The organism is Minwuia thermotolerans, assembly GCF_002924445.1.
GTDB classification, from domain to species: domain Bacteria; phylum Pseudomonadota; class Alphaproteobacteria; order Minwuiales; family Minwuiaceae; genus Minwuia; species Minwuia thermotolerans.
Genome location: NZ_PIGG01000032.1, coordinates 1 through 26,277, shown reverse-complemented (window position 1 = coordinate 26,277; position 26,277 = coordinate 1). Strand labels below are relative to the sequence as shown.

The following is a 26,277-nucleotide window of genomic DNA, read 5'->3' as shown; positions in this document are numbered from 1 at the left end:
CGCGGCGGCGAGAGTTACCCCGCACAGCAGGACAGCATCGCCACGTCCTTTTCGAAGGTTTGGGCCGCGAGCTTCAGCCCTTCCACGGTGGTGAGATACGGGAAGATCGTCTCGCCGAGTCCCTTTGCCGTCATGCCGGCCTTGAGGGCAAGCGCCAGCGTCTGGACACTGTCGGCGCCTTCGGGCGCGAGGATCTGGCCGCCCAGCAGGCGGTCGGTTTCCGCGTCGGCGACCAGCTTGATGAGCCCGCGCGTATCGCGCGCCGCAAGCGCCCGGGGCACCTGGTCGAGCGGCAGGACCGAGGTCTTGACGTCGTAGCCCGCTTCTCGGGCCGCGGCCTCGCTCAGACCGACGCCAGCCACCTGAGGGTCGGTGAACACCACCCAGGGCATGGCGCTGTTGTCGTAGACAAGGCTGTCGCCATTCAGCGCATTGAGGGCGGCGAGCCTGGCGCCATAGGCGGCCATGTAGACGAACTGGTCGCGGCCGGTGACATCGCCGGCGGCGTAGAGATCGGCCTTGGAGGTGCGCATCCGCTCGTCGACCGCGACGCCGCCATTGTTGGCGAGCTGGACGCCGTTCTGCGGAAGATCGAGCCCGCGCGTATTGGGCGTCCGCCCCGTCGCGACCAGCACCTGTTCCGCCCTCAACGTCTCCCCTCGCCCCTCGATCTCCACGGTCAGCGCAACGCGGTCGTCCGCTCGTGCGATCTGCCGGTATGCGAGGCCATCGCGAACGATGAGGCCTTCGTCGCGCAGATACCCGGTCAGCGCTTCCGAGACTTCCGGCTCGGCCTCCGGCAGCAGACGCGACCGGGTTACCAGCGTCACCTCCGTGCCCATGCGCGCAAACATCTGCGCGAGCTCGCAGCCGACATAGCCACCGCCGATGACAATCAGCGAGCGGGGCAGCGCCGTCAGTTCCAGCGCCGTGGTGCTGGACAGCCAGGGAACATCGTCGATACCGGGAATATCCGGCTTTGCCGGCGCGGCGCCGGTCGTGATGACGGCCTTCCCTGCCGGCACGGTCTGCCCGTCCACGGCAATACCGTCAGGGCTCAGGCGTGCGGCCCCGTCGAGATAGGATATACTGGGCCAGGCGGACAGCAGTTCCACGTATTTGCCCTGGCGCAGGCTCGTCACGAGATCGTCCTTGGCCGCCACGAGAGCTTGCCAGTCCGTCACCTGCGCCTCACCGGAAAGGCCCGGGAAACGGCTGGCGGTGCGCGCACCGTGCAGGGCCTCGGCGGCGCGGATCATGGTCTTCGAAGGCACGCAGCCCACATTGACGCAGGTGCCGCCGATGGTCCCGTGGCCGATAAGGGCGACATTGGCGCCCTGTTCGGCCGCCGTGATGGCGGCGGAGAATCCCGCGGAGCCTGCGCCGATGACAGCAATGTCGTATCGCCCGCCCAAGCGCGATGTGCAGCAATCGGCCATGTCACCCGGTCTCCTTCGTTGCTTCGGGATCGGATTGGCGGCAGGCGATGGACTGCCGCCGCCGCCAGAGGCCATAGGCCGTGATGCCAATGAAGATCGCGAGTGTGGGCAGCAGCACGTAATCCAGCCAGCCGAGCCAGGCCGAGAGGCCAACCACGCCCAGGCCGATGACCAGCACCGGCGTGAAGCAGCAGATGGCGGCGATGACGGTGCCGATGACACCGGTCTTGATGATCGTGGCGTCCTTCATCCGCGCGCCATCACGGTTTCGATCTGGCGGGATATCCTGCATTCGTCGAGGCGGCGGCAATATCCGCGGCGGACGTAATGTTCGGGTCGAACACGGCCGTGGCGGTTCTGGCCTCCAGGTCCGTCTGGACGGAGCGCACGCCTTCTACTCCTTCCATGGCCTTGCGCACGGTGATCGGGCACAGGGCGCAGGTCATGTTCTCGATGGCGAAGATTGCAGTGGCGGTCTCCGTCGCGACGTTGGTCGACTGCGCGTTCACCTGCGACTGGGGTACGAGGAAAAGCGAAGCGCCGATGCCCAGGATAGCCACCGCAGTGGCAACGATGAGAGGTCGTTTCATGTGTCTGTTTCCTAGTAAAACAGCGGCGCCCACCAGTTGATCGTCAGCGCCAGTATGACCAGCGCCGTCCCGATCCAGAGGGCCGCTTGCGTGATGATTGAGGACTGCGGGCGCGCGCAGTAGCTGTCGTCGGCGCAAGCCTTCCTCGACTTCACATACACCTGATGGAAGCCGAGCCCGATGAAGACGAGGGCGACTGCGGCAAAGTATGGTTTGTAAGGCTCCAGCGCCGTCAGATTGCCGATCCACGCCCCCGAGACGCCCAGCGTGAGCAGGGCGAGCGGCGCAATGCAGCACGATGACGCCAGGACCGCGCCGATCAGCCCGCCGGCCGCATACCAGCGCTTTCTGCTATCCCCGGCGTTTTCCGGGGTTTCGTGGGCTTCCGGGTCGGTTCGCACCTCGTGCATGTCGGTCTGTCCTCGATCTTGTTCATTTTTCAGGGTAGGGTCTGTAGTGACTACAGGCTCAAGAGGTTTCTGCAGAACAATGAGGCACGACACGTCAGGAACGGGATTGCACCGCGCCGCGCTTGCGCGCCGCACCGGCTGCAACCTTGAGACCATTCGCTACTACGAGAAGATCGGCATGATGCCGGAACCGCCGCGCACCGAGGCCGGTTATCGCGTCTACGACAACGGCCATGTGGAACGGCTGCGCTTCATCCTGCGGGCACGCGAGCTGGGCTTCTCACTTGACGACATCCGGGGGCTGCTCGCCCTCGTCGATGGCGGTACGCAAACCTGCGCCGAGGTGAAGGAGCGCACCGAACGGCACCTCGCCGATGTGCGTGCGAAGATCGCCGATCTCAAACGCATCGAGCAGGTCCTGGCGGACACTTCCGCCAGGTGCTCAGGCGATAGAATTCCGGAATGCCCGGTCCTGGATGCGCTGACGGAATAATCATGTCGGATCGATCACTGAACCGGCCCCGCGATAGCCGGACCGTGCAGTGTCCGATCACTCTCGCAACTGCTTCGAGCGCCAGGTATCCCCCACGGACATTCGCTATCCGATCTGTCCCAGGATTGGAAAGGTGTCGAGCAGCCAGAATGCGAAGGCAGAGAGATAGTCAGTGATCATCGCAACGCCCATCACGATCAGGATGACCCCGGCGACCTGATTCAGACGGCGGCCCAGTCGGCCAATGGAGCGCAGACGCCGCGCCAGTCGGTCGGTGAACGCCGCAGCCAGGAGGAAGGGCACGCCAAGCCCGGCCGAGTAGACGGCAAGCAGGGTTGTGCCCTCGGAGACCGTCGCGGACGCCGCTGTTGTCGTCAGGATGGCGCCCAGAATCGGCCCGATGCAAGGCGTCCAGCCGAACGCGAATGCGAGACCGAGGACATAGGCAGCGACCGGGCGGCTACCGGGAATCGACAGATGGAAACGCAGATCCCGCTGCATCACGCCGAGACGAACGAAACCCAGCATGAAAAGCCCGAAAATGATGACAATCGTGCCGCCAATGATGTTCAGCTCGTAGCGATAGCCCAGCATCAGTTGACCCAACGCCGTTGCGCTGGCGCCCAGGATGATGAAGACGGTCGAAAACCCCAACACGAAGAAGAGGCTGAGCGCCACTGCAGCAAACGGAAAACGCCAATGGCCCGGCAAGCTGGAGACCCGGGCGGCACCGCCGGCGATGTAGGAGACGTAGCCGGGCACAAGCGGCAGAACGCAGGGAGAAAGGAACGAAATCGCTCCAGCCAGGAAGGTCACGACCAGGCCGACAAGACTGAGTTCGGCTGTCATGCCTCTGCTTCTCCGCGAGCAGGAACCGTATTGATCCGGAGCGCCCACCAGAAGCCGGCGAGCGGCACCACGATCCACTGCAGGACCGGGCTGAGGCCCGCATCAAGAACGGGGATCACAGGCATCAACTCGCGATAGGCCCAGGCTTCCCGCACCTCGATGTTCAGCCACTCGCTGAACATCGTATAGGCAAGCCCGAAGGCGATAGCGCCCGCTACAACCTGAACCCGTCGTTCGGCGGGCCAATCTCTGTTCCCGAACAGGAACAAGGACAGCATGACGGCGCTGAGCGCGATGAGGATATCGCCGCCGGTGCAATGAACAGCGGCGAAAACGATCTCTGCTGCGGAGCCGGTTTCCCACAGCGTATAGAGCGGCATGTGCGCGAACTCCCAGATCAGGTTCGCGGCCGCCACGAACCCCATGTAACGTCTCAGAGCCGTCAGCCATGTGAGCGCGCTGGCAGGAACGTGCGCGCCCGCAGTCCGGGAACTGTTCATTTGAAGATCCCCATGACCCTGTCCCACCAGCTGTCGGGTTCCGACGTGTCGGCAACCGGGGGCGCGTTCGTCAGACCGTTTATGTAGAGGACGAGATTGATCTGCCGGAACGCGGTTCCGTGAAACAGGCCGGCATGCCGGCTTCCCCTGTCGATGACATGGACAAGTGGGAACGATGGACTCCGATCGCTTAGTGCGGTGAAGCGGCGGGCACTTGCGGCCGCCGTTTCGTCCGAGGGCGACGCTGATCGCCAATTCGCGCGGTCCCATGACGGACCGTTGGCGCCGGGGCGATCAAGGATCGTCAGAAAGGTCACCATCTCCTTCATGGGCGTGACGTTCACCTGCTCCTGCACGGAGGCGAGGATTTCCTGTTGTTCCGCACAGGGAACGCCGCAATCGCCAGGCGCGAAGCTCAGAACAACGATGCTGTCCCCGAGGTCGCGGAGCGTCAGGCTTTGCCCCTGCTCAACCGTCAGCGCCAGGCCCGGGATCGACCGCTGGTCAGTCGGCTCGAAGGCCGGCTCCTTGGTAGCCATCACTTCATCCAACCGTTCACCAGGATGATGGGCGAAAGCCGGCATGGCCGCGACGAGAAGGCCGAGAATCAGGAGAGCCTTCATTGGGTGTCCTCCGCCGGACCCCCGGCCCCGACGCCGAGCACCGGCACAGAGACCGTGATCGCGCCGACGCGTTCGAATTGAAGGGTGAGGGGAAACCGGCCGCCTTCGGTCAGCCGTTTCTTCAACCCCATCAGCATGAGGTGCGTGCCGCCCGGCGCGAGGGCGACCCGTTCGCCCGCCGGCAAATCCAGCGCGTCGAGGTTCACCATCCGGCTGACGTCGTCGCTGTTCTCAATGGCGTGGATCATCACCCTGTCGGCGGCGGGGCTTTCGACCGCCAGCAGCTGGTCGTCGCGGGCGCTCTCCATGGTCAGATAGGCCACGCCGGGACGGGATACGAGAATGGTGGCGCGCGCCCACGGATCAATGATCCGGACCGCATCCTCGGCCATCGCGGCTAGTGGCGACATCGCCAGGACTGCGGCGATCAGCAGGGCGGTTCTCATTCTCCGTACCTTTCCATGGCGTCCCGGATCTTCCGGGCCATCTCTTCCGGGGGCTGGTCGCCTTCGCGGAATCCGGTCTCGAACTGTCCGTCGGGGGTCATCAGGTAGATGTAGCCCGAATGCGCCATGACATATCCGTCCGGGGCGCTGTCTTGCTCCATCCGTTCATAGAAGACGCGAAAGGCGTTCGCTGCGGCGGCGATATCGGCCTCGCTCCCCGTCAGGCCGACGAGCCCGGGATGGAACGCCGAGACATATTCGGCCAACGCTTCCGGCGTATCCCGGCCGGGGTCGACCGTAATGAACAGGGCCGCGACCCTTTCCGCGGTGTCGCCGAGCATGTCGAGAACCCTCGCCATATAGGCCAGCGTCGTGGGACACACATCGGGACAATGGGTGAAACCGAAGAACGCCAGCTGCCAGCGTCCGAGAAACGCGGCCTCGGTTACGCGCTTTCCGGTGTGATCGGTCAATGTGAATTCGGAGCGGATGACCGCTTCTCCGGTTCGGGTCGCCTGCCCGCTTTCCTGCGGCGCCGGCGTCCTCGTCATGTACAGTCCGGCAAGAACGAGCGCGGCGACGACCGCGAGACCCCAGAGCGCATACCGAATGCGGGCCAACCTCGAGGATGTGAACGAAGTCATCGGATCACCTCGGAATGCGCCCGCCCGCGCAGAATGCCCGGGCGGGCCACTACAATCAGCCGTCGCGAGAGTCGGGCGCGTGCGGGCCCGATTTCATGTGGTCCGTCATGGTCGCCATCATCTCGCGGCATTCCTCCATCATCGGGCCCATCTGCTGCATCATCTGCATCATGCCCATCATGCCGGACATCCCGTTTTCGTCCTGCATCATGCCCGGCATCCGTTCCTCCAGCTGTTGCGGCTGCTGCGGCTGCTGCTCGTCAGCGAAGGCAAGGGATGTCGCGGCGAACAGGCCGCCGACAACGGTCAGGGTCTTGAGGGTATTGCGCATGGTCGGTTTCCTTTCTCGGTTTTGGATCTCAGAGTTCTCCAGAACGCTGAGGGGTAACGTCAGGCACTCCTGGCCTGACTGATGCATTGCCGCGGGTCTTGCACCCGCCCGCACCGCCGCCGCGCATGCAGAAACCGAGCGCGCACATGACCAGACACGGGACGAAGGCGAGCAGGATCGGCGCGGCCTCGACCGCCGTTAGCCAACTCCAGTTCGAATACAGGCCGACGCCTGCGGCCGCGGCCGCCGCCAGCAAGAGGGTGCGGCGCTCTGTCGGCCAGGCCGGAAGGGTGCGTCGCGACGAGGCATGGGCTCCGTGGTCAGGAATATCCTCAGGCGTCATGGCCTTGTCTGCTTTCCTGTGTGTTCGGCGATCACGGTCTCCAGGAACGCAATCATCTCCGGCGTGTCCCATTCCGCCGGTCCGACGAGCCGGGCCAGTTCGTTGCCCTGGGGTCCGATCAACAGGGTCGTCGGCAATCCGAAGCCGCCAATCTTTCTGACCGACTCGCCCGTTTCATCGAGGAAAAGCCGAAGTCGCCGCACGCCCGTCTCCTCGAAGAAGCTCCGAACGACTCCGACGCCAGCCCTGTCGATCGAAAGGGCGATAACTTCGAAGCGTTCGCCGCCGAGCTGATCCTGAAGTCTGTCGAGCGTCGGCATTTCATGGCGGCAGGGCGGACACCACGTGGCCCAGATGTTGAGCAGAACGATCCGGCCTCGCCAGTCATCGAGGTTGTAGTCGCGGCCATCACCGTGCTTGAACCCGATCGGCGGGATTGGCTGCGGTTCATCATGCAGCGACATAGGCGCTTGTTCGGCGCGCAAGGCTGAAATGACGAGAATTACCGATATGGCGACGAACGCGAGCAGTCTCATGGCAGGGGTTTCCCTTCTTCGCGGAGCCGGCCGATCAGCGGCAGAATCACGTCCTTCAACGCCTGAGGGGTCACGGGGCCGACATGCTTGTAGGCGATGCGGCCGTCTGCGCCGATGACAAAGGTTTCGGGCACGCCGTAGACACCGAAGTCGATGCCGACCCGGCCATTGAGATCCGCTCCGGTCCGCGAATAGGGATCCCCAAGCTCGTCAAGCCATGCGGCCGCATCGTTCGGTCTGTCCTTGTAGTTGAGACCGTGAATCGGCACGGCCCGCGATCTGGCCAATTGCATGAACAACGGGTGTTCCGTGCGGCAGGCCGTGCACCATGACGCGAAGACATTGAGAAGACTGACTTCACCCCGGAGGTCCGCATCCGAAAGGCCCTGCGCGCGCCCCTGTACCGGTGGAAGGTCGAATGCGGGAACGGCCTTGCCGATTAACGCGGAGGGTATTTCCTTTGGATTGAGAGACAATCCGGTCCAGAGCGCCGCCGCTATCACGCCAAACAGCGCGACCGGGAAGGCGAAGCGCCAGTTCCTGACCAGGGTTCCAACACGGGTGCCGGCACTGACGGCGGGGTTCTCAGCCATTGCCGTCGTCCTTTCGCCGCCGGAAAAAGAGAAACTTGACCAGCGCGGCGATGGCCAGGACGAGGAGGATCAGGACCAACAGCCAGATCAATCCCGTGCCCCACATCATCCCGTATGAATCGTGCATCATTGCCTTGGTTCCTTCTCCATCCGCATCGCCGCCGCACGACGGCGGGCCCGGATATGCGCGGGCCAGTGCGATTTGATGAACGCCAGCACCGCCCGGATGTCGTTGTCGGAGAGCGCGTCGCCGAAGCCCGGCATATCGGTCTGGTAGCCGTCCGGGGCATGCGCGGCGAAGCCGTCGCGCGTGATGGCGAACAGGATTGCGTCAGGATGGTGCCAGGTGTGTCCGGTCTCGTCGTGAGGCGGTGCGGGCAGCCGACCGTCCGGCTTGCGTCGACGCCAGTCCGGCTGCCCTTCCAGTCGCGCGCCGTGGCAGGCTGCGCAGTGAAGCGCATAGAGTTCACCGCCACGCCTGATCTGCGCCCCTTCGTCAGGATCCGCCTGGGTGGCGGACGCCGGCCAGGCGACCGCCGCTGCCACTACGCCGGCAGCGAACAGGGAATACCGGCCCTGCCCGCGAAACATCGAGGCCACCACCCTCATTCGACCGCATAGACCGTGGGCGGAACCGGACCGATCTCATAGATCGTGAACGGCTGCGTCTTCACGCCGGACATGCCCGGCGAACCCTGCGGCATGCCGGGAAGCGTGATGCCCGCAATCTTTGGCTTCTCGCTCAGCAACCGCTCGACCGCGGCGACCGGCACATGACCGCTGACGACATAATTGTCGATCATTGACAGGTGGCAGCCTTCGAAGTTCTCCGGAATGCCGGCCAGCCTGCTCATCTGCGGCAGTTCGTGAGTCGGCTTCACGGTAACTTCGAATCCGTTCTGCCGCAGATAGTCGGCATAACCTTCGCAGCAGCCGCATTGGGGCGCCTTGTACAATGTGACGTCACGGGACGGCTGATCGGCGAATGCCGGCGCCGCGACGGCGAGGGCCAGCCCGAACAGGGCCGCCGAAATGATCTTGCGCATGATTGATTTCCTCTTTGTCGATGGGTCAGGCGACGCGAACGACGCCCATCATTCCCGTCGCCTGGTGCTCGAGAATGTGGCAATGGAACATCCAGTCGCCGGGATTGTCGGCGACGAAGGCGATCTCGACCCTCTCCCGCGGCGCCATCAGGACGGTGTCCTGCCATTCGCGGTGGGCCGTTGGCGCGCCGTCGCGCGAGATCACGCGGAACGAATGGCCGTGCAGATGCATCGGATGATGCCAAGCTGTCGCGTTGGTCATCGCGATGACATGGCTCCGGCCGCGTTCGAGCGTCAGCATCGGGTCGAGCACGTGGCCCTCGGCGGCCTTGCCGTTGATGAACCAGATGCCGTTGCCGCGCATCATGCCCATCATTCCACCGCCCATACCGCCCGAGCCGCCTTGCCCCATGCTGCCGCCCATCTCGCGCATCACCATCGCGCCCATCATGCCGCCGTTGAATACGACGTCGTGCCGACGCGCCATGGCGGGATCTGGCTCCGGCAGCGGGTTGGCTGGCAGGGCGACGGGCCAGTCGGGCGGGCCCTCCCGGAGCCGGGACCGGTCATAGGCGAAATCAACCAGCCGATATTCGAGGCCCTCGTAGAAACGATCGGTGACGGCGGCCCGGCTCCCCGGCTCACCGGTCATGTCGATGATCAGGTCGACGCGCATGGCCGGTCCGAGGACGACGAGACCGTTAAGCGGCTCGTGCGGGGTGACTGGCTGGCCGTCGAGTGCGATCACCGTGGGGGCGTGATCCCGGAAGTCGAGCCCGAAGATGCGGGCGTTCGCCGCGTTGATCAGCCGCAACCGGACCCGCTCGCCGCTACGCACCGGGAATTTGTCCGGCACGCGGCCGTTGATCGTGACCGTATTACCGACCCGGCCACCGTGGCTAATATCGTGGCGGTTGCCGAAGTCGTCGCTGATCTCGGCGGATTGCGTCAGCCGCCAGTCGTCGAGGACCCAGGTCACCTCGCGGTCCACACGGGACGGCTCCGCCTCCTCGATGATCAGGGGACCGTAGAGACCGCGCCCGACCTGTTCGAAGCTGCGCTGGTGCGGGTGATACCAGAACGTCCCGGCATCGACCGCATCGAACTCGTAGATGAAGGTCTCGCCGGCGGCGATCGGGCGTTGGGTCAGGTGCGGGACGCCGTCCATCGCGTTCGGCAGCCGCACCCCGTGCCAGTGGACCGTGGTTTTCTCGGCCAGAGCGTTCTCGACCATGATGCGAAGTCGCTCGCCCTGGCGAACACGGATCTCAGGACCCGGGACGGCACCGTTGTAACCCCAGGCCGGGGTCTCGCCGTGCAGATCAGGTGCGAGACGTGTCCGACCGGGCGCCGCGCGCAACGTGAATTCCTTGGTCCCGGCGGCGCGCGCGGCATTTGCCACAAGGTTCGGCAAGGCGAGTCCCGCCGCACCGGCAGAAATTGCTGTCAGCAGGCTTCGCCGCGATAGCGGCAGCGTAGGAACAGAAGACATTTTGGATGCTCATCTGATGCTCTGGTTGCACCACGCACAGAGATGTCGGCCTGTGCATGAGGTCAGGGCGATGATCCGGATGTTCATCCGGGTATCGCGCCGGCACGCAGGAATCAGAGCGCACCCCGATTCCCGTCGGATCAGATGAGGAGTCGCGGAGGATAGGGGTCGGGCTGGCCAACTCGCCCAGTCAGATGGTTTGTCTTTGGTGACGTGCCCGACTCCGCAATGCGCGGGCTGTACGAGTCACCCTGGCCAAGATGTGCTGCAAAGGAGATCGTGCAATCAATGTCGCACGTCAGCAGGTTGTCCTCGCCGTCGTCGACAGCGCCGCAATCCTGGCAATCCGCCATCTCGACCGCACCGATGTCGCCAAGAGCCATTTTCAGCGACATGGATGCCATTGCCGCCGAATTCAAAACCAAGCCCGCCGCGAACAGCGCGAACAGGGCAATGGTAAACATGTGGCTTCGACGGAACATCCAATGTTTCTACGTTGCCCGATCCCCGATGTGAAGAGGCAGGACGTCACATCTTCGGGAACAATCTTGCCTGGCGCGGGAGCAGGGCGTCGCCGCGTCGCTCCCAAGCTCTGTCGGGCGAGCACCGGCATCGCCGCGGTGATCGTCCTTGCCGTCGAGCGCATGCGCCAGGTGTTCGAAGGTGGTCACGTTCCGCACGTCAACGCCCGCCCCCCACATCCAGCAGCGCGCCGCTGACATAGGAGGCCGCGTCGGAGAGCAGCCAGACCACGGCGGCAGCCACCTCGGCCGGTGTGCCGGCGCGGCCGAGCGGCACGGTCGGTCCCACACGGCTCGCCTGATCGGGTATGCCGGCGCCCTCGTAGATTTCGGTGTCGATCAGTCCGGGCCGTACTGCGTTCACGCGAATGCCCTCGTCGGCGACCTCGATCGCTAGTCCGTGCGTCAAGGTGTCGATGGCGCCCTTGGAGGCGGCATAGGCCGCGAACGCGCCCGGCGCGCCATGCACCGATCCCCGCGACGAGATATTGACGATCACGCCGCCATCGCCACCACGGCTGCGCGCCATCCGCCTTATCGCCTCCTGGGTGGAGAGGATCGTACCGGTCAGGTTCGTCCGCCACATCGGGTCGAGCACCGCCGGATCCAGATCTACCAGCTTGCCATGGGGCTGGAGGACGGCGGCGTTGTTGACAAGGCCGCGGACCGGCCCCGCCTCGGCCGCGGTCTCGAAGAGGCGGGCGACATCCGCCTCTACGCCGGCATCGGCCTGGACGGCGATCGCCTCGCCAGCGCAGGAGGCCGCGACCGAGGCCGCGGCATCGTCCCGGCTGTGATAGCTGAAGACAACGCGCCAGCCGGCAGCCACTGCCTCCTGCACACATGCGGCGCCAATGCCGCGACTGCCGCCCGTGACGACCAGCACCGGGGTCAATGTCCGGCGCCTTCAAGCATCTCGACCAGCCAGGCATCGGCGATCTCGGGTGCTTCGTAGAACAGCCAGTGTCCCGCCCCCGGCACGACCCGGAAATCCAGTCCGGGATCGAAGCGTCTCAGCGCAGCTTCCTGGCGCGCGCGCTGCTCGGGCGGGTTGAAGATGTCGGCGCCGCCCCAGATGGCGCAGAGCCGCGCCGTCACCTGCGGCAGCACCTCCAGCAGCGTGGTCGTGTCGGGATACTTGCCGCAGCGGACGCGGGCGCGCTCGATGTTGTCGCGCTGGATGCGGACTGCCAGATCATCGACCTTGTGGGCATCGGCGATCATCAGCTTGGCCAGGTTGTGGCGGTGGACGGCATCAATTTCCGGGCCGCTCATGCCCGGGCGCATCGCGAAAAGTTCCGTGCCGTCCGGCGGTGTCGTCCGCATCCCGAAGCCGCCGGGACCGCTCAGCACGAGACAGTCCACGCGGCGGCCAAGGCGGGCGGCCATGTGGCCAGCAATGATCCCGCCATAGGAGAAGCCGACGATATCGAGCGATGTGTCCGGCCCGAGCAGTTCGTCGAGGCCGGTCAGCAGAAGCGTCGCGAGATGTTCGGGGGCGTGCGGTTCGGGCGGCGTGTCGGAGCGGCCATAGCCCGGCATGTCGGGCACGAGCACCCGGAACTGCTTCGCCAGGGGCCCAATGTTGTATGCGAAATGCGTCCAGCCGCCGAAGTCGCCGTGCAGCAGGACCACGGCGCGCCCCGCGCCGAAGCAATGCCAGGCGACCTGAGCCCCGGGGCCGCCAGTCATGACGAGTTCGGCGGACGCTTCCAGGTCGGATACGGGATCGATGATGTCTTCGGGGAATTTCAAACCACGCTCCTGCTTTTGCGGCTGAGCTGTCCTGTATGGGCGAAGCCCGCCGTCCCCCGCCATCGGTTTCTTGCGCTCGAACGCTATCGGTTCCGCAGTGCGCTGGCCCGAAGGTGCACCTTGCGGAGCCACCCGGACGGCGCCACATCGCTCTCCATCAGTGGAGCAAGTCGATGTCCTGCGACTACGATCTGGCCATCATCGGCACCGGCGTTGCCGCCAGCACCGTCGCCACCAAGGTCCGCGCAGCGGGCCAGAGCGTCGTGGCAATCGATTCCAGACCCTTCGGCGGAACTTGCGCCCTCAGAGGCTGCGATCCAAAGAAGCTGCTGCTTGCCGGTGCCGACGCGGTCGATCACGCGCAGCGGGCGACGGCCAAGGGGGTCAGGGCCGAACCCGTACTCGATTGGCCGACACTGCAATCCGCCAGGCGACGCTTCACGAATGAGATGCAGGAAAGCATGGAGGAACTCTACGAGAGTCATGGAATCAAGGGCTTTCACGGCCGCGCCCGCTTCACGGGAACGAACAGCCTGGCGATCGGTGACACGAAAATCAGCGCCGAGCACATCCTGATCGCCGCCGGTGCCGAGCCCGTCTCTCTCGATATGCCGGGCGCCGAGCATCTGACAACAAGCGATGAGTTCCTCGAGCTTGACCGCCTGCCGCAGAGGATCGTCCTGGTCGGCGGCGGCTATGTGGCCGCCGAATTCTCCCATATCGCTGCCTGCGGCGGGGCGGAGGTGACGATCCTGCAGCGCGGCGAGCGCCTGCTGAAGAACTTCGATCCCGATCTCGTGGGCTGGCTCGCCGGGAAGTTCGAACGCCTCGGCATCGAAGTCGAGACCGGGACCGAGGTCCGCTCCATCGAAACGAACGACAATGAGTTGGTTGTGACGGCGCGACGCGGGGACAGGACGATCCGACGAGCCGCCGACCTGGTTGTCCATGCGGCGGGACGAGTTCCGGCTCTGGAAGACCTCAATCTGGCTGCGGGCGGCGTGGACGTCCGCGGCGGACGCCTCGTGCTGAACGAGTTTCTGCAGAGCGCCTCCAACCCCTCAGTCTACGCCGCCGGCGACGCGGCGCAGATGGGGCCACCACTGACCCCAGTATCAAGCCAGGACGGCCATGTGGTCGCGGCGAATCTGCTGGAGGGCAACCATCGAAGTCCGGACTACCGGGGGACGCCCAGCGTCGCTTTCACCCTCCCGCCCATTGCGGCCGTCGGCTTCTCCGAGGCGGAGGCCCGAAACCTGGATCTGGCGTTCACCGTGAACAGCGATCTGGCATCGGACTGGTTCACGGCAAGGCAGGCCGATGAACCGGTCTACGGTTACAAGGTGCTCGTGGAGGACGAGACCAGGCGAATCCTCGGCGCCCATCTCGTCGGACCCCGCGTCGACGAAGTGATCAACCTGTTTGCCCTGGCCATCCGGGCGCAGATGACGGCCGATCAACTGAAGCAGATGCCGTTCGCCTATCCGACCACCGCGTCAGATATCCCTTCGATGCTGTCGTGAAGTGGCGAACATATTTACACGCTGCTTCGGCCATTCGGTCAGACATGAACAGCGTCCCCACAGAAGCATAAAGCGATTACTGAACTGGCCCCGTCACCGTGATTGGAGCCGGAAAATCCACAATCCAGTGGTTCAAGTGAGCAACTCCCTCCCGTTGGACAGGTTCGACGGCGATTCCAGCTACAGGTCGGCGCATGCGAGATAGCTCGCATCAATGCAGTATCGGCAGCGTTCATAAGCCGAGAAATTCATACTTCTTTTTCAATTAACCGATCTATGGCAGAATAAAAGCGTAATTCAAGGACTTATGGATGCGCCCACGTCCATTAATCAGAAAATGGGCTTTCTTTTTGGCCCATATTGCGATCGTAGGGATCGCGCTTGGTGATCTTGATCCTTGGTTTTTGTCCGGCGTCGTCGCAGCGATCTTGTTCGTCAATCTGACACGGCATCCAGAGGCCATCAGGAAGGCACCGAATGTTGGCCTCATCCTCCAGATGCTTCTCATCTCTGCGGCGACGACCGTCGCGCTGTATGGCGCTGTTGAGATCGTCGAGCAGATTCTGGTCGACTGATCCATATCAATTCGGCCGATTCTGCATCGTCGGCGCGGCCGTCTATCAGAGCGGCGGAATTATCGAAACTGATATTGGCCTTGGGCAAATTTGCGAAATGCTTGAGCGACACTTCATCGATCAGAAGCGACGACAAGTAGGCGGATTATTGGTATGGATATGAGCGGCGCGAAGATGTGATTTTCGACTTGACCGAGGCGGCCATGAGCAAGACTAGTGGTGCAACTGGTGAAAATGAGGATAAAGCTATTGTTGACATCGAGACGGTGAAGGAGAAGGTCACGAACACAGGCCTAATTTCTGATTTACAGGCCAGCGCTGCAATACACTTTCATCGTTCCCATCGGTTTTTTGCTCACTCGACACCTAGCGCATCCGAGGCCGAATGGCACCGGCTTGCCGATCATCTATCGTCCACGAGCCGGCACGCCGAGAACTTCGCCCGACACTTTGCCCCCGACGCGGCCGCTGTCGCCGGACTGCTCCATGACCTCGGCAAGTACAGCCCGGCCTTTCAGGCGCGGCTCCGAGGGGACCCGAAACGCGTCGATCATTCGACTGCCGGCGCCATCGAGGCGATGCGCCTCTACGGGCCACTGGGCAAGCTGATCGCCTATGCAGTCGCCGGACACCACGCGGGTCTCGCCAATGGCGCCGGTCATGAAGGCGAGCGTCGACCGTTGGTCGACCGGCTGGCCGATACCCCGCCGCCGCTGGACAAGACATGGCAGTCAGAAATCGGCCTGCCGCCGGGATTGGGCGAACCGGAACTCGCAACACGGTCGGCCGACCGCGCGGGATTCCAGTTCGCGTTTCTGACCAGGATGTTGTTCTCCGCCCTGGTTGACGCGGACTACCTCGACACCGAGGCCTACTACGCTCGGATCGAGGGGCGGGAACATGTTCGCGGCGGGTACCCTTCGCTCGCGCCGCTCCGCGAGGCGCTTGACGCCGAACTGGCGCAACTGTCCGTCGAGGGCCCTGTCAATGAGCTTCGCCAGCGCGTTCTTGCGCACGTCCGCGGCCAAGCCGCCGGGAAGCCGGGACTATTCTCGCTCACGGTTCCGACGGGTGGCGGCAAGACGCTGACATCGCTCGCCTTCGCACTCGATCATGCGCTGGCCAACGGTCTTGAGCGTATCGTCTATGTCGCCCCCTTTACCAGCATAATCGAGCAGACGGCCCGGGTCTTCCGGACGTCGCTCGGAGCGCTTGGCGAGGCGGCCGTGCTCGAGCATCACAGCGCCTTCGAGGACGAGAAGATCGGCGGTCGGGAGGCTGCCGACAAGCTTCGGCTGGCGATGGAGAACTGGGACGCGCCTGTCGTCGTCACCACGGCCGTGCAGTTCTTCGAGAGCCTGTTCGCGGACCGGCCGTCGCGCTGCCGCAAACTGCACAACCTGGCCGGCGCCGTCATCGTGCTCGACGAGACGCAGACACTGCCATTGGCGCATCTGAGACCTTGCGTCGCCGCGATCGACGAACTGGCGCTGAACTACCGCTCCAGCGTCGTGCTCTGCACCGCGACGCAGCCGGCGCTGAACGAGAGCGACGATCCCGCCCGCTCCTTCGCCGGAGGCCTTCGCGGAGTCCGGGAGCTGGTGCCCGATCCGCCGGCGCTGCACACGTCGCTACGGCGGGTCACGGTCCGCATGGCCGGCCAGCTCGACGACGAGGCGCTGGCCGAGCAACTGCTGGCGCGCGAACAGGTGCTCTGCATCGTCAACAACCGCGCCCATGCCCGCGCCGTCTTCGAGCGGCTGCGCGGCGAGCCGGGCGCACGGCACCTGACCACCTTGATGTATCCGCGCCATCGCGCTCGCATCCTCAGGGAAGTGCGCGCTGACCTGACGGCGGGAAGGCCTTGCAGGCTGGTCGCGACCTCTCTGATCGAAGCCGGCGTCGACGTCGATTTCCCCGCCGTCTTCCGCGCCGAGGCCGGCATCGATTCGATCGCCCAGGCCGCAGGCCGCTGCAACCGCGAAGGCCGCCGCCACCGGACGGACAGCATCGTCACGGTCTTCCGCCCAGTCGGCTGGAATCCGCCACCGGAACTGGCCCGTTTCGCCGAGGTCGCGGCCGAGGTTCTTCGCCGGCACAAGGCCGACCCCCTGGGCCCGGATGCAATCGACGACTATTTCAGGCAGCTCTACTGGCTGCGCGAACTCGCCGGCAGCGGTCTCGACACGGCGCGCATCATTGCGCGCTGCGATACCGGCGCCCGGTCGCTGGATTTCCCGTTCGAATCGATCGCGAAGGAATTCCGGATCATCGAATCGGCGATGCAGCCACTGATCGTGCCGGGTGACGAGAGGGCCTGCGGCCTGGTCCGCCGGCTCGCCTGGTCCGAACGGCCCGGCGGAATCGCCCGCAAACTGCAGCCATATGTCGTCCAACTCCTGCCGCGCCAGATCGCAGCGCTCATGGCGAACGGAAATATTCTGGCACTCAATCATGAACATCTTGGCAATCAGTATCTGAAGTTGTCTAATATGGCTGCCTACGACCCTGAGTGCGGGCTCGACCTGGACCACTCGGGATTCAGGGACGCGAACAAGCTGGTCATTTGACCGGCCTGCGAAGGAGGGCGTGATGACCTACGGTGTCCGGCTCCATGTCTGGGGCGAGAACGGCTGCTTCACCCGGCCGGAGATGAAGGTCGAGCGGGTCTCCTACGACGTCATGACCCCGGCCGCCGCGCGCGGCATCCTGGAGGCGATCCACTGGAAGCCGGCCATCCGCTGGGCCGTCGACCGCATCACGGTCCTGAAGCCCGTTCGCTTCGAGACCATCCGACGCAACGAGGTCGGCGCCAAGGCGTCGGTGCGCAACGCCGCGGCCGCCATGAAGGCGGGCAGCACGGCGGGACTGCGTCTCGGCGTCGAGGACGAGCGCCAGCAACGCGCGGCGACCGTGCTCCGCGACGTCGCCTATCTGATCGATGCTCATTTCGATCTGACGCCGCGCGCCGGCGCCGAGGATGCGCCCGGCAAGCATCTCGACATGTTCAACCGCCGCGCCGCCAAGGGGCAGTGCTTTCAGCAGCCCTGTATGGGCGCGCGCGAGTTTCCGGCGCATTTCGAACCGGTTCCGGACCCGCCGCCGGCGCCTGCAGACGAGCTGGCCGGCGAACGCGACCTCGGCTGGATGCACCACGATTTCGACTTCGGCCGCGAGATCGAGCCACGTTTCTTCCGCGCCGTGATGCGGGACGGGGTGATCGAGGTGCCACCGCTCGATTCGGCGGAGCTTCGGACATGACGGTCCTGCAGGCCCTCGACCGGCTCTACGGGCGGCTCGCCGATGCGGAAAAAGTGCCGCCCTTCGGCTATGCGAGCGAGAAGATTTCCTTCTGTATCATCCTCGCGCCCGACGGCCGTCCGGTCGCCGTCCGCGATCTCCGGGACCAGACCGGCAAACGGCCGCGCCCCGCCGCGGTCGAGGTGCCCCAACAGGCGAGCCGGCGCACCTCCGGCGTGCAGGCCAACTTCCTCTGGGACAAGACATCCTACGCACTGGGTCTCACCGCTGACAAACCGGGGAAGAAGCGCGACCCTGCGTCCGAGCACCGGGCTTTCGTCGAGTTGCACGAAACGCTCCTGCGAGGCGCTGAAGACGCGGGTCTGCTGGCGCTTCTTGGGTTCCTGCGCACTTGGCGCCCCGAACGGTTCGAAGCCCCGCCGTTCTCGGGCCGCGGGAATCCAGAGGATATTCTCGATGCGAACGTCGTGTTCGAGCTAGACGGCGCACCCGGCGAGTTCGTCCACGACCGGCCGGCCGCAAGGGACATCTGGGCGAGATACCGCGCGGAGGCGGCGGGCGCGGAAGGAATGTGCCTCGTGACCGGCGAGGTCGGGCCGATCGCCGAACTCCACCCGGCCATCAAAGGTGTCCCGGGCGGCCAGATGGCCGGAACGGCGCTCGTTTCCTTCAACCTCGACGCCTTCAACTCCTTCGGCAAGAAGCAGGGCGCCAACGCGCCGGTCTCGGAACAGGCAGCGTTCCGCTATACGACGGCGCTCAACCATCTGCTGGCGTCCGACTGGCGGCACGGCAACCGCATCATGGTCGGCGGCGACACGACCGTCGTCTTCTGGGCGGAAGCGCCGGATGCGGCACGGGCGGCAGCGGCCGAAAGCCTGTTCGCGACACTGTTGGATCCGCCGACCGACGAGCAGGAGGCGGCGCCAGTGCGGGAAACGCTCAAGAGCCTGGCCCGGGGCCGGCCCCTTTCCGAGATTTCGCCGGGCGTCGATGATGCGACCCGCTTTTTCATCCTGGGCCTGGCGCCGAACGCGGCGCGGCTGTCCGTCCGGTTCTGGCTCGAGTCGGATCTGGGCGTGCTGGCGCGCAATGCCGCCCGGCATCACGAGGATCTTGTGCTCGAGCCCTCGCCCTTCCGGGCGCCGCCGTCGGCGCGGCGGCTGCTCGTCGAAACCGCTGCGCAAGGCAAGCGGGAGAATATCCCGCCCTTGCTGGAAGGCGCGCTGATGCGCGCGATCCTGACCGGCGGGCGCTACCCGCAGACGCTGTTTTCTGCGGTGATCATGCGCCTGCGCGCCGACCGGGACGTCAACGGCCGCCGCGCGGCCATCCTGAAAGCCTGTCTCAACCGCAACACCAACAGGGAGGCGTCGATGAGCCTGGACCGCAATGAGGCCAATCCGGGATACCGGCTCGGCCGCCTGTTCGCCGTAATGGAGTCGATCCAGCAAGCGGCATTGGGAAAGACGATCAACGCGACGATCCGGGACCGTTTCTACGGCGCCGCGTCGGCGACGCCGGCGTCGGTCTTCCCGGTGCTGCTGCGCACGGCGGGCCATCACCTCTCCAGCATCAGGAAGGGTGAAAAGGGTGGCCTGGCCAGGTGGTTCGAAAGGGAGATGGGCGAGATCGTGGACGGCCTGCCGAACGCGTTTCCCCGCAACCTCCGGATCGAGGACCAGGGGCGTTTCGCCATCGGCTACTACCACCAGCGCTTCGAAAAGCGCGCTGATGCGCCTGCCGAAGCCAAGGATTCCCCCAACCCCGAAACCGTCGAGGCCTGACCCATGAACGCGATCGCAAACCGCTACGAGTTCGTCTACCTGTTCGATGTCGAGAACGGCAATCCCAATGGCGACCCGGATGCCGGCAACCTGCCGCGGCTGGATCCGGAGACCAACCAGGGGCTGGTGAGCGACGTCTCCCTCAAGCGCAAGGTCCGAAACTTCATCCAGCTCGCGAGGGACAGCGCGCCGCCGCACGCCATCTACGTCCAGGAAAACGCGATTCTGAACGACCAGCACCGAAAGGCCTATGCGGCCGTCCGCACGGACGACGGCTCGGTGACGTCCGCGAAGGCCCTCAACCCGAAGAACGACGATGAGTCCAAGGCGCTTCAGGCGTTCATGTGCGGCAATTTCTACGACATCCGGACATTCGGCGCCGTGATGAGCACCGGGATCAATTGCGGCCAGATACGGGGGCCCGTGCAGTTCGCGTTCGGGCGCTCCATTGAGCCGATCATACCGCTGGAAATCTCGATAACGCGCATGGCCGCAACCAACGAGAAGGAGAAGGCGCAACGGCAGGAAGGCGCGGACGATCAGCGTGTCGACAACCGCACCATGGGGCGCAAGCACATCGTGCCCTACGGGCTCTATCGCGCCCACGGTTTCGTTTCCGCGAAGCTCGCCGAGAAGACCGGCTTCTCCGACACCGACCTGGATCTTCTCTGGCAGGCGCTCGTCAACATGTTCGACCATGACCGCTCCGCCGCACGCGGGGAGATGGCGGCGCGCGAGCTGATCGTCTTCCGGCACGACAGCGCCCTCGGCAACGCGCCGGCGCATGCGCTCTTCGACCGCGTCACGGTCGGGCGCGCGAACGGCGACGACGCTCCCGCCAGGCGGTACGCGGACTACAGGGTCCAGGTCGACGAGGCGGGCCTGCCGGCGGGCGTGACGGTGCAGCGGATGATCTGAGGTCCCCCATGCCGGAGCCACCCGCCGACGACGAGCCCGTTCCGCTCTCGGCGCTTCAGCACTATCTCTTCTGTCCCCGCCAGTGCGCGCTGATCCACGTCGAACGCATCTGGACGGAGAACCGCGAGACGGCCGAGGGCCGGCTGCTCCATGAACGCACGGACCGGCCTGGCGCGGGCGTCCGCGGGAGTGTCCGGATCGAGCGGGCGGCGCCCCTCCGTTCGATAGAACTCGGCGTGTCGGGCATTGCGGACGTCATCGAGTTCCATATCGGCGACGATGGGGAGACGCCCTATCCGGTCGAGTACAAGCGGGGCCGTCCGAAGGCGCACCGCGCGGACGAGGTTCAGCTCTGCGCACAGGGAATGGCGCTCGAGGAGATGACCGGCCGGGCGGTTGCGGGAGGTGCGATCTACTACGGCGCCGCGCGCCGCCGCCGCGAGGTGGATTTCGATCCGGAATTGCGTGATCTGACCCGCGCGGTCGCGGCCGCGACAGCGGCGATGCTCGGATCCGGGACGACACCGCCGGCCGTCTACGACGCCGCCCGCTGCGACCGTTGCTCGCTCTACGGCGATTGCCTGCCGAAGACATTCGGCCGACGCCGCGATCTCGGTTCGTGGCTTCGGCGTCTGGTCGAGGACAGCGGCCCATGAAGCAGCACCTCAATACCCTCTATGTGCAGACCGAGGGCGCTTGGTTGCGGCGCGAAGGCGAAACCGTCGTCGTCGTAATTGACGGGGTCGAGCGCGCCAGCCTGCCGGTGCACAAGCTGGACGGTGTCGTCTGTTTCGGCCGGGTCGGCCTATCCGCCCCTCTGATGGGCTTCTGTGCGGAACGTAATGTTGCAGTGAGCTTTCTCTCTCCCAACGGGCGTTTCCTTGCCCGCGTGGTCGGGCCGCAGGGCGGAAACGTCCTGTTGCGCCGGCGCCAGTATCGGCTGGCCGACGACCCTGACGGCGCCGCCGCCGTCGCCGCCGCGCTGATCGTGGGGAAGACCCTGAACCAGCGAACCGTATTGCGCCGCGCGCTGCGCGATCACGGCCCGTCCATGACGGACGAGGCCAGGATGTCCGTCAAAGCGGCCGAGCGTCGATTGACCGATGTCGCCCGGCGCCTGCGCGCCACGAATGCGCTGGACAGCGTTAGGGGCCTGGAGGGCGAGGCCGGCCGGAGCTATTTCGCCGTATTTGACCGCCTTTTGCGCGTCGCGGATCCGGCGCTGCGTTTCAGGGGACGGAGCCGCAGACCGCCGCTCGATCCCGTCAATGCGGTCCTTTCCTTCCTCTACGCCATGCTTGGGCACGATTGCCGCTCTGCGATCGAGGTCACGGGACTCGATGCGGCGGTCGGGTTTCTTCACCGCGACAGGCCGGGACGCCCCGGCCTTGCGCTCGATCTGATGGAGGAGCTTCGCGCGCCCCTTGCCGATCGTCTGGCGCTGTCGATGTTCAATCGCCGCCAGCTCGGTCCGCGGGACTTTGACCGTTCCGGGACAGGTGCGTTCACGCTGATGGACGATGCAAGGCGGCGCGTCCTTGTCGCCTGGCAGGAGCGCAAGCGCGAGGAAATCCATCATCCGTTTCTTGGGGAGCGCACGGCCATCGGCCTCATCCCGTCCCTGCAGGCGCAGCTTCTCTCACGCTGTCTGCGCGGAGATCTGGACGGCTACCCGCCCTTTGTCTGGAAATGAGTTGCGGCCATGATGGTGCTGGTTAGCTACGATGTGCAGACGGGTGATCCCGGCGGGGCCAGGCGACTGCGGCGCATCGCGCGAGCGTTGAAGGACCATGGTCAGAGGGTTCAGTACTCGGTGTTCGAATGCGATGTCGAGCCGGCGCAGTGGGCCATTCTGAAACAACGCCTGCTCGGCGAATTCGAGCCCGACAAGGACAGTCTTCGATTTTATCATCTGGGGGGCAATTGGCATCGCCGGATCGAACATCACGGCGCCAAACCCGCCATCGATCTGGATGGGCCGTTGTTGTTTTAGCATTGCGCGAACCCAAAGCGGTCGCGATCTGCCCGGCAGGTTCGCGCGGCGCGTTCTTTGAAATTGTACAACGCCTTGGCGAGCCCTTTCGGGGACGGTTGACTTACGATCCGGCCCGAAACGGCTGGTTCGCGCAATCGGCCCATTTCTCTCCAATGTTTCAGGGAGTTATGATACCCGCAGTCGCGCCCCCTGCGGGCGCGTGGATCGAAACGATCCGAACCTCGGCCGGGTCATGTGGACGGAGCCGGTCGCGCCCCCTGCGGGCGCGTGGATCGAAACGCTATGTCGACGACAGTTCGCGCCTGCAGGGACCGGTCGCGCCCCCTGCGGGCGCGTGGATCGAAACACGGTCATCATCAACATGCTGATCGGCTGGGTCGCGTCGCGCCCCCTGCGGGCGCGTGGATCGAAACCACGACCAGTACGACCGGGTCGACCAGTTGATGAAGTCGCGCCCCCTGCGGGCGCGTGGATCGAAACCCGACGTGAAGGACAAGGTGACCGACATGGCGAGCGTCGCGCCCCCTGCGGGCGCGTGGATCGAAACACCGAGCGGAGCTCCAACGTCCGCAAGATCACCGGTCGCGCCCCCTGCGGGCGCGTGGATCGAAACGCCAATGCGATCGAGACCCTGTTCCGATCCATGCGGTCGCGCCCCCTGCGGGCGCGTGGATCGAAACATCTACGAGACCGACGGCGCCGGCCGCCCTGCGCGGTCGCGCCCCCTGCGGGCGCGTGGATCGAAACCGGAACCTGGAGTTGAATCAGCGCGTCGACATGGTGTCGCGCCCCCTGCGGGCGCGTGGATCGAAACGAACTGATCGACCGCGGTCTCCGCAAGGACGACCGTCGCGCCCCCTGCGGGCGCGTGGATCGAAACAACTCAGCGCGCTGTCTCGTGACCTGGAACAGCACGTCGCGCCCCCTGCGGGCGCGTGGATCGAAACCATCGGCTCTACACGCGCAGCCGCAGCGACGCCGGTCGCGCCCCCTGCGGGCGCGTGGATCGAAACGCCGTGAACGTCGGTGTCGACCATGATCCGGCGCCGGTCGCGCCCCCTGCGGGCGCGTGGATCGAAACGTCAAACGCGGACGGATAGAACATTGCGATGCAGGTCGCGCCCCCTGCGGGCGCGTGGATCGAAACTCCTTGCGGCCCAGCGCGATTTGTATGATGATGAAGTCGCGCCCCCTGCGGGCGCGTGGATCGAAACCGCGAGTACATCCCCGGCCTGCGCGATGGCGGCGAGTCGCGCCCCCTGCGGGCGCGTGGATCGAAACTCGCTGGACCCGAGCCCGGAGGTCCGCGAGTTGCGTCGCGCCCCCTGCGGGCGCGTGGATCGAAACCTGAACGCCGGGATTGATCTGGTGAGCGGGTTGTGTCGCGCCCCCTGCGGGCGCGTGGATCGAAACGCGTCGCTGCTGTCGGAAGTGGTGCGCGCGATCCGTCGCGCCCCCTGCGGGCGCGTGGATCGAAACGCCTGTTCCGCGACCGAGGGCGGTCACACTGGCGAGTCGCGCCCCCTGCGGGCGCGTGGATCGAAACCGCTGCTTCAGCGCTATCCGTTCCCGCTCAAATGGGGTCGCGCCCCCTGCGGGCGCGTGGATCGAAACCGTCCACCGTGGCCGTGTCGTCCTGCGCATCCGGGCGTCGCGCCCCCTGCGGGCGCGTGGATCGAAACCTCTCGAAGCCACGGACGACCCGCTGCGGATGCTGTCGCGCCCCCTGCGGGCGCGTGGATCGAAACCGTGATCGGGAATACATCATTGCTCATCGCTTCGCGTCGCGCCCCCTGCGGGCGCGTGGATCGAAACCAGCCCGAGTCTCTCGCGATGCCAGCGGTCCACGTCGCGCCCCCTGCGGGCGCGTGGATCGAAACCGTGCGCGCCCATCGCGCTCTCTATCGCGTCGTACGTCGCGCCCCCTGCGGGCGCGTGGATCGAAACACCGCAAGGTGTTTGAGTGCCGCATTCGCCCCGACGTCGCGCCCCCTGCGGGCGCGTGGATCGAAACACTCAATACCGGCGACATACGAACCATCTTCGCCGGTCGCGCCCCCTGCGGGCGCGTGGATCGAAACGCCGCTCAATCAATCCCAGCATATCGTCTCGGTAGTCGCGCCCCCTGCGGGCGCGTGGATCGAAACACGCGAGGCTGGGCGGACGTCGCGACCGTCTGGGTCGCGCCCCCTGCGGGCGCGTGGATCGAAACTACCGCGAGCAGCGCGAGCGCCGGCAGCGCCTGCGGTCGCGCCCCCTGCGGGCGCGTGGATCGAAACATCCGAACGTGAGCGGGGTCCACGTGCCCCAGATAGTCGCGCCCCCTGCGGGCGCGTGGATCGAAACGTAACCCCGCCATCCTGAATGTCGATGACAATGCGTCGCGCCCCCTGCGGGCGCGTGGATCGAAACTCTGTATGAAACTCTATATCCGCACGCGCATGCGGTCGCGCCCCCTGCGGGCGCGTGGATCGAAACTCCCCATAGTACGGGCCGCGATAGCCGTAGAGCGGGTCGCGCCCCCTGCGGGCGCGTGGATCGAAACTCCGGAAGCTCGACGCCCTTCTCGGCCGCCATCTCGTCGCGCCCCCTGCGGGCGCGTGGATCGAAACATGACGTGGTAGGTGCCGCCATGGGCGACGATCTCGTCGCGCCCCCTGCGGGCGCGTGGATCGAAACTTCATGAAGCAGATGAGCGCCGTGACGCCGGAAGTCGCGCCCCCTGCGGGCGCGTGGATCGAAACTCGCATATCTGCTCGCCGTCGCCGCCGTTATGGCGTCGCGCCCCCTGCGGGCGCGTGGATCGAAACTCCCTTGCTGATAAATCCAATATAATCCGTTATCGTCGCGCGCCCTGCGGGCGCGTGGATCGAAACGTGGAATAACTGGAGGTCTAAATGAGGTATCGTCGTCGCGCCCCCTGCGGGCGCGTGGATAGAAACGTAGTTGCGCATCAGCCGCCCGTTCCCCCGTTGCTCCGCGTCGCGCCCCCTGCGGGCGCGTGGATCGAACCATGGTCCAATTGAAGGCGTCGTTCGACAGGCCCAGTTCGCGCGACCTCTAAAGGCCTGGTGGCTCAATCTTACGGTCCATAGACTACCAGCCAGCAATTTCACATTGCATTGGACTTCGCCCGGCAGGCAAGCATGCATGCTGTCGGGACCGGCGGCGCGGACATGCGCGGCCGGTCCCGGCCCGGCCTCCGCATCGCGGTCCGGGCTTCTCCTGGTGACAGCGCCGGCATCGGGCTGGCGCCGAACGAAGCCACGGAGACCGACCATGACCAAGCTCAATGACAGGCATATCGCCATCCTCGCCAACGCCGCCAACCGTACTGACGGCTGCGTCCTGCCGCTGCCGGAAGGCATTCAGGTGAAGGGCGGCGCACTCACTGCCATGCTGCGGGCCCTGGAGCGCCGCGGCCTGGTCGAGCGCTCGGCGGACGATGCCTGGACCATCACCGAGGCCGGCCGTGCAGCGGTCCCAGGGGCGGCCGCGACTGAGGCCGGCGAGAGCGAAGACGAGAACGCGGCGCCGCAGGTGGCGACCGCGGATTCGAACGCAGATGACGGGGATAGCGCCCCGAAGCCGCTCTTCCGTCCCGGC

The 26,277-nt window shown here is 65.5% G+C and carries 29 protein-coding genes, 1 pseudogene and 1 CRISPR repeat array; of the genes and pseudogenes, 11 read left to right on the top strand and 19 right to left on the bottom strand.

Going from position 1 to position 26,277, the window contains the following annotated elements:
- Positions 1 to 14: 14 nt before the first annotated feature.
- From merA to CWC60_RS10570, 4 genes are read right to left on the bottom strand one after another with little or no spacing between them, the layout of a single operon-like run.
- Positions 15 to 1,439: a mercury(II) reductase gene (gene merA / locus CWC60_RS10585; RefSeq protein ID WP_109793974.1), complete on the bottom strand. Its 1,425-nt coding sequence runs from the start codon at positions 1,437 to 1,439 to the stop codon at positions 15 to 17.
- Position 1,440: 1 nt separating this feature from the next.
- Positions 1,441 to 1,689 (bottom strand): mercury resistance system transport protein MerF, encoded by a 249-nt coding sequence (merF, locus tag CWC60_RS10580; protein WP_164516481.1) that lies wholly within the window; start codon positions 1,687 to 1,689, stop codon positions 1,441 to 1,443.
- Between the two features lie 10 nt (positions 1,690 to 1,699).
- On the bottom strand, positions 1,700 to 2,029 hold the full coding sequence (locus CWC60_RS10575) for a heavy-metal-associated domain-containing protein (protein WP_109793973.1): 330 nt from the start codon (positions 2,027 to 2,029) through the stop codon (positions 1,700 to 1,702).
- Positions 2,030 to 2,040: 11 nt separating this feature from the next.
- Positions 2,041 to 2,439 (bottom strand): mercuric transporter MerT family protein, encoded by a 399-nt coding sequence (locus tag CWC60_RS10570; RefSeq protein WP_109793972.1) that lies wholly within the window; start codon positions 2,437 to 2,439, stop codon positions 2,041 to 2,043.
- 79 nt (positions 2,440 to 2,518) lie between these two features.
- Here CWC60_RS10570 and CWC60_RS10565 point away from each other — a divergent pair, with 79 nt between their 5' ends.
- A complete protein-coding gene (locus CWC60_RS10565; RefSeq protein WP_109793971.1) occupies positions 2,519 to 2,932 on the top strand; it encodes a MerR family transcriptional regulator in 414 nt (137 codons plus the stop codon).
- 105 nt (positions 2,933 to 3,037) lie between these two features.
- On the opposite strand, the gene CWC60_RS10560 is transcribed toward CWC60_RS10565, so the two are convergent.
- The 15 genes from CWC60_RS10560 to CWC60_RS10490 form a co-directional block, all read right to left on the bottom strand.
- Positions 3,038 to 3,781 carry a cytochrome c biogenesis CcdA family protein gene (locus CWC60_RS10560; RefSeq protein WP_109793970.1) on the bottom strand — a complete coding sequence of 248 codons (744 nt, stop codon included), beginning with the start codon at positions 3,779 to 3,781 and terminating at the stop codon, positions 3,038 to 3,040.
- The gene (locus CWC60_RS10555) at positions 3,778 to 4,206 is read right to left on the bottom strand and encodes a hypothetical protein (protein WP_206419882.1); all 429 of its coding nucleotides are present in this window, start codon (positions 4,204 to 4,206) and stop codon (positions 3,778 to 3,780) included. The genes CWC60_RS10560 and CWC60_RS10555 overlap by 4 nt, the downstream gene beginning before the upstream one ends.
- Positions 4,207 to 4,277: 71 nt before the next feature.
- Entirely contained in the window at positions 4,278 to 4,904 is a 627-nt protein-coding gene (locus tag CWC60_RS10550) for a hypothetical protein (RefSeq protein WP_206419881.1), read from the bottom strand.
- On the bottom strand, positions 4,901 to 5,350 hold the full coding sequence (locus tag CWC60_RS10545) for a copper chaperone PCu(A)C (protein WP_109793968.1): 450 nt from the start codon (positions 5,348 to 5,350) through the stop codon (positions 4,901 to 4,903). The genes CWC60_RS10550 and CWC60_RS10545 overlap by 4 nt, the downstream gene beginning before the upstream one ends.
- A complete protein-coding gene (locus tag CWC60_RS10540; protein ID WP_206419880.1) occupies positions 5,347 to 5,901 on the bottom strand; it encodes an SCO family protein in 555 nt (184 codons plus the stop codon). The genes CWC60_RS10545 and CWC60_RS10540 overlap by 4 nt, the downstream gene beginning before the upstream one ends.
- A gap of 148 nt (positions 5,902 to 6,049) precedes the next feature.
- The gene (locus tag CWC60_RS10535) at positions 6,050 to 6,325 is read right to left on the bottom strand and encodes a hypothetical protein (RefSeq protein WP_109793966.1); all 276 of its coding nucleotides are present in this window, start codon (positions 6,323 to 6,325) and stop codon (positions 6,050 to 6,052) included.
- A gap of 339 nt (positions 6,326 to 6,664) precedes the next feature.
- A complete protein-coding gene (locus CWC60_RS10525) occupies positions 6,665 to 7,204 on the bottom strand; it encodes a TlpA family protein disulfide reductase (protein WP_109793965.1) in 540 nt (179 codons plus the stop codon).
- Complete coding sequence (locus CWC60_RS10520; RefSeq protein ID WP_109793964.1) at positions 7,201 to 7,797, bottom strand: DsbE family thiol:disulfide interchange protein; 597 nt, start codon at positions 7,795 to 7,797, stop codon at positions 7,201 to 7,203. Before CWC60_RS10520 ends, CWC60_RS10525 begins: the two co-directional genes overlap by 4 nt.
- Positions 7,790 to 7,927, bottom strand: a complete 138-nt coding sequence (locus CWC60_RS23605) for a hypothetical protein (RefSeq protein WP_164516480.1) — start codon at positions 7,925 to 7,927, stop codon at positions 7,790 to 7,792. Before CWC60_RS23605 ends, CWC60_RS10520 begins: the two co-directional genes overlap by 8 nt.
- Positions 7,924 to 8,406 carry a c-type cytochrome gene (locus tag CWC60_RS10515; protein ID WP_206419879.1) on the bottom strand — a complete coding sequence of 161 codons (483 nt, stop codon included), beginning with the start codon at positions 8,404 to 8,406 and terminating at the stop codon, positions 7,924 to 7,926. The genes CWC60_RS23605 and CWC60_RS10515 overlap by 4 nt, the downstream gene beginning before the upstream one ends.
- Positions 8,403 to 8,843, bottom strand: coding sequence for a DUF411 domain-containing protein (locus tag CWC60_RS10510; protein WP_109793963.1), 441 nt, complete (start codon positions 8,841 to 8,843; stop codon positions 8,403 to 8,405). The genes CWC60_RS10515 and CWC60_RS10510 overlap by 4 nt, the downstream gene beginning before the upstream one ends.
- 25 nt (positions 8,844 to 8,868) lie before the next feature.
- Positions 8,869 to 10,335, bottom strand: a complete 1,467-nt coding sequence (locus tag CWC60_RS10505; protein ID WP_109793962.1) for a multicopper oxidase family protein — start codon at positions 10,333 to 10,335, stop codon at positions 8,869 to 8,871.
- Between the two features lie 140 nt (positions 10,336 to 10,475).
- On the bottom strand, positions 10,476 to 10,799 hold the full coding sequence (locus CWC60_RS10500) for a hypothetical protein (protein WP_109793961.1): 324 nt from the start codon (positions 10,797 to 10,799) through the stop codon (positions 10,476 to 10,478).
- Positions 10,800 to 11,016: 217 nt separating this feature from the next.
- Complete coding sequence (locus CWC60_RS10495) at positions 11,017 to 11,742, bottom strand: SDR family oxidoreductase (RefSeq protein ID WP_241147923.1); 726 nt, start codon at positions 11,740 to 11,742, stop codon at positions 11,017 to 11,019.
- A 5-nt stretch (positions 11,743 to 11,747) separates the two neighbouring features.
- Positions 11,748 to 12,611 (bottom strand): alpha/beta fold hydrolase, encoded by an 864-nt coding sequence (locus CWC60_RS10490; RefSeq protein ID WP_164516479.1) that lies wholly within the window; start codon positions 12,609 to 12,611, stop codon positions 11,748 to 11,750.
- A 173-nt stretch (positions 12,612 to 12,784) separates the two neighbouring features.
- On the opposite strand from CWC60_RS10490, the gene CWC60_RS10485 reads away from it, so the two are divergent.
- The 10 genes and pseudogenes from CWC60_RS10485 to CWC60_RS10440 all read left to right on the top strand — a co-directional run.
- The gene (locus tag CWC60_RS10485) at positions 12,785 to 14,134 is read left to right on the top strand and encodes a dihydrolipoyl dehydrogenase family protein (protein WP_109793958.1); all 1,350 of its coding nucleotides are present in this window, start codon (positions 12,785 to 12,787) and stop codon (positions 14,132 to 14,134) included.
- Positions 14,135 to 14,445: 311 nt separating this feature from the next.
- Complete coding sequence (locus CWC60_RS10480) at positions 14,446 to 14,709, top strand: hypothetical protein (protein ID WP_125182762.1); 264 nt, start codon at positions 14,446 to 14,448, stop codon at positions 14,707 to 14,709.
- Between the two features lie 188 nt (positions 14,710 to 14,897).
- Positions 14,898 to 17,279, top strand: a complete 2,382-nt coding sequence (locus CWC60_RS10475; protein WP_206419877.1) for a CRISPR-associated endonuclease Cas3'' — start codon at positions 14,898 to 14,900, stop codon at positions 17,277 to 17,279.
- A 22-nt stretch (positions 17,280 to 17,301) separates the two neighbouring features.
- Positions 17,302 to 17,970 (top strand): type I-C CRISPR-associated protein Cas5c, encoded by a 669-nt coding sequence (cas5c, locus tag CWC60_RS10470; protein ID WP_109793956.1) that lies wholly within the window; start codon positions 17,302 to 17,304, stop codon positions 17,968 to 17,970.
- A complete protein-coding gene (gene cas8c, locus CWC60_RS10465) occupies positions 17,967 to 19,757 on the top strand; it encodes a type I-C CRISPR-associated protein Cas8c/Csd1 (RefSeq protein ID WP_109793955.1) in 1,791 nt (596 codons plus the stop codon). Before cas5c ends, cas8c begins: the two co-directional genes overlap by 4 nt.
- Positions 19,758 to 19,760: 3 nt before the next feature.
- Positions 19,761 to 20,675, top strand: a complete 915-nt coding sequence (gene cas7c, locus CWC60_RS10460; RefSeq protein ID WP_109793954.1) for a type I-C CRISPR-associated protein Cas7/Csd2 — start codon at positions 19,761 to 19,763, stop codon at positions 20,673 to 20,675.
- 8 nt (positions 20,676 to 20,683) lie between these two features.
- Entirely contained in the window at positions 20,684 to 21,331 is a 648-nt protein-coding gene (gene cas4 / locus CWC60_RS10455; RefSeq protein ID WP_109793953.1) for a CRISPR-associated protein Cas4, read from the top strand.
- On the top strand, positions 21,328 to 22,368 hold the full coding sequence (cas1c, locus tag CWC60_RS10450) for a type I-C CRISPR-associated endonuclease Cas1c (protein WP_109793952.1): 1,041 nt from the start codon (positions 21,328 to 21,330) through the stop codon (positions 22,366 to 22,368). The genes cas4 and cas1c overlap by 4 nt, the downstream gene beginning before the upstream one ends.
- A 9-nt stretch (positions 22,369 to 22,377) precedes the next feature.
- Positions 22,378 to 22,668 carry a CRISPR-associated endonuclease Cas2 gene (gene cas2, locus CWC60_RS10445; protein ID WP_109793951.1) on the top strand — a complete coding sequence of 97 codons (291 nt, stop codon included), beginning with the start codon at positions 22,378 to 22,380 and terminating at the stop codon, positions 22,666 to 22,668.
- 182 nt (positions 22,669 to 22,850) lie between these two features.
- Positions 22,851 to 25,684: a CRISPR direct-repeat array (repeat unit 32 nt; unit sequence GTCGCGCCCCCTGCGGGCGCGTGGATCGAAAC).
- A gap of 266 nt (positions 25,685 to 25,950) precedes the next feature.
- Positions 25,951 to 26,277, top strand: a pseudogene (locus CWC60_RS10440) (hypothetical protein); the annotation flags it as partial.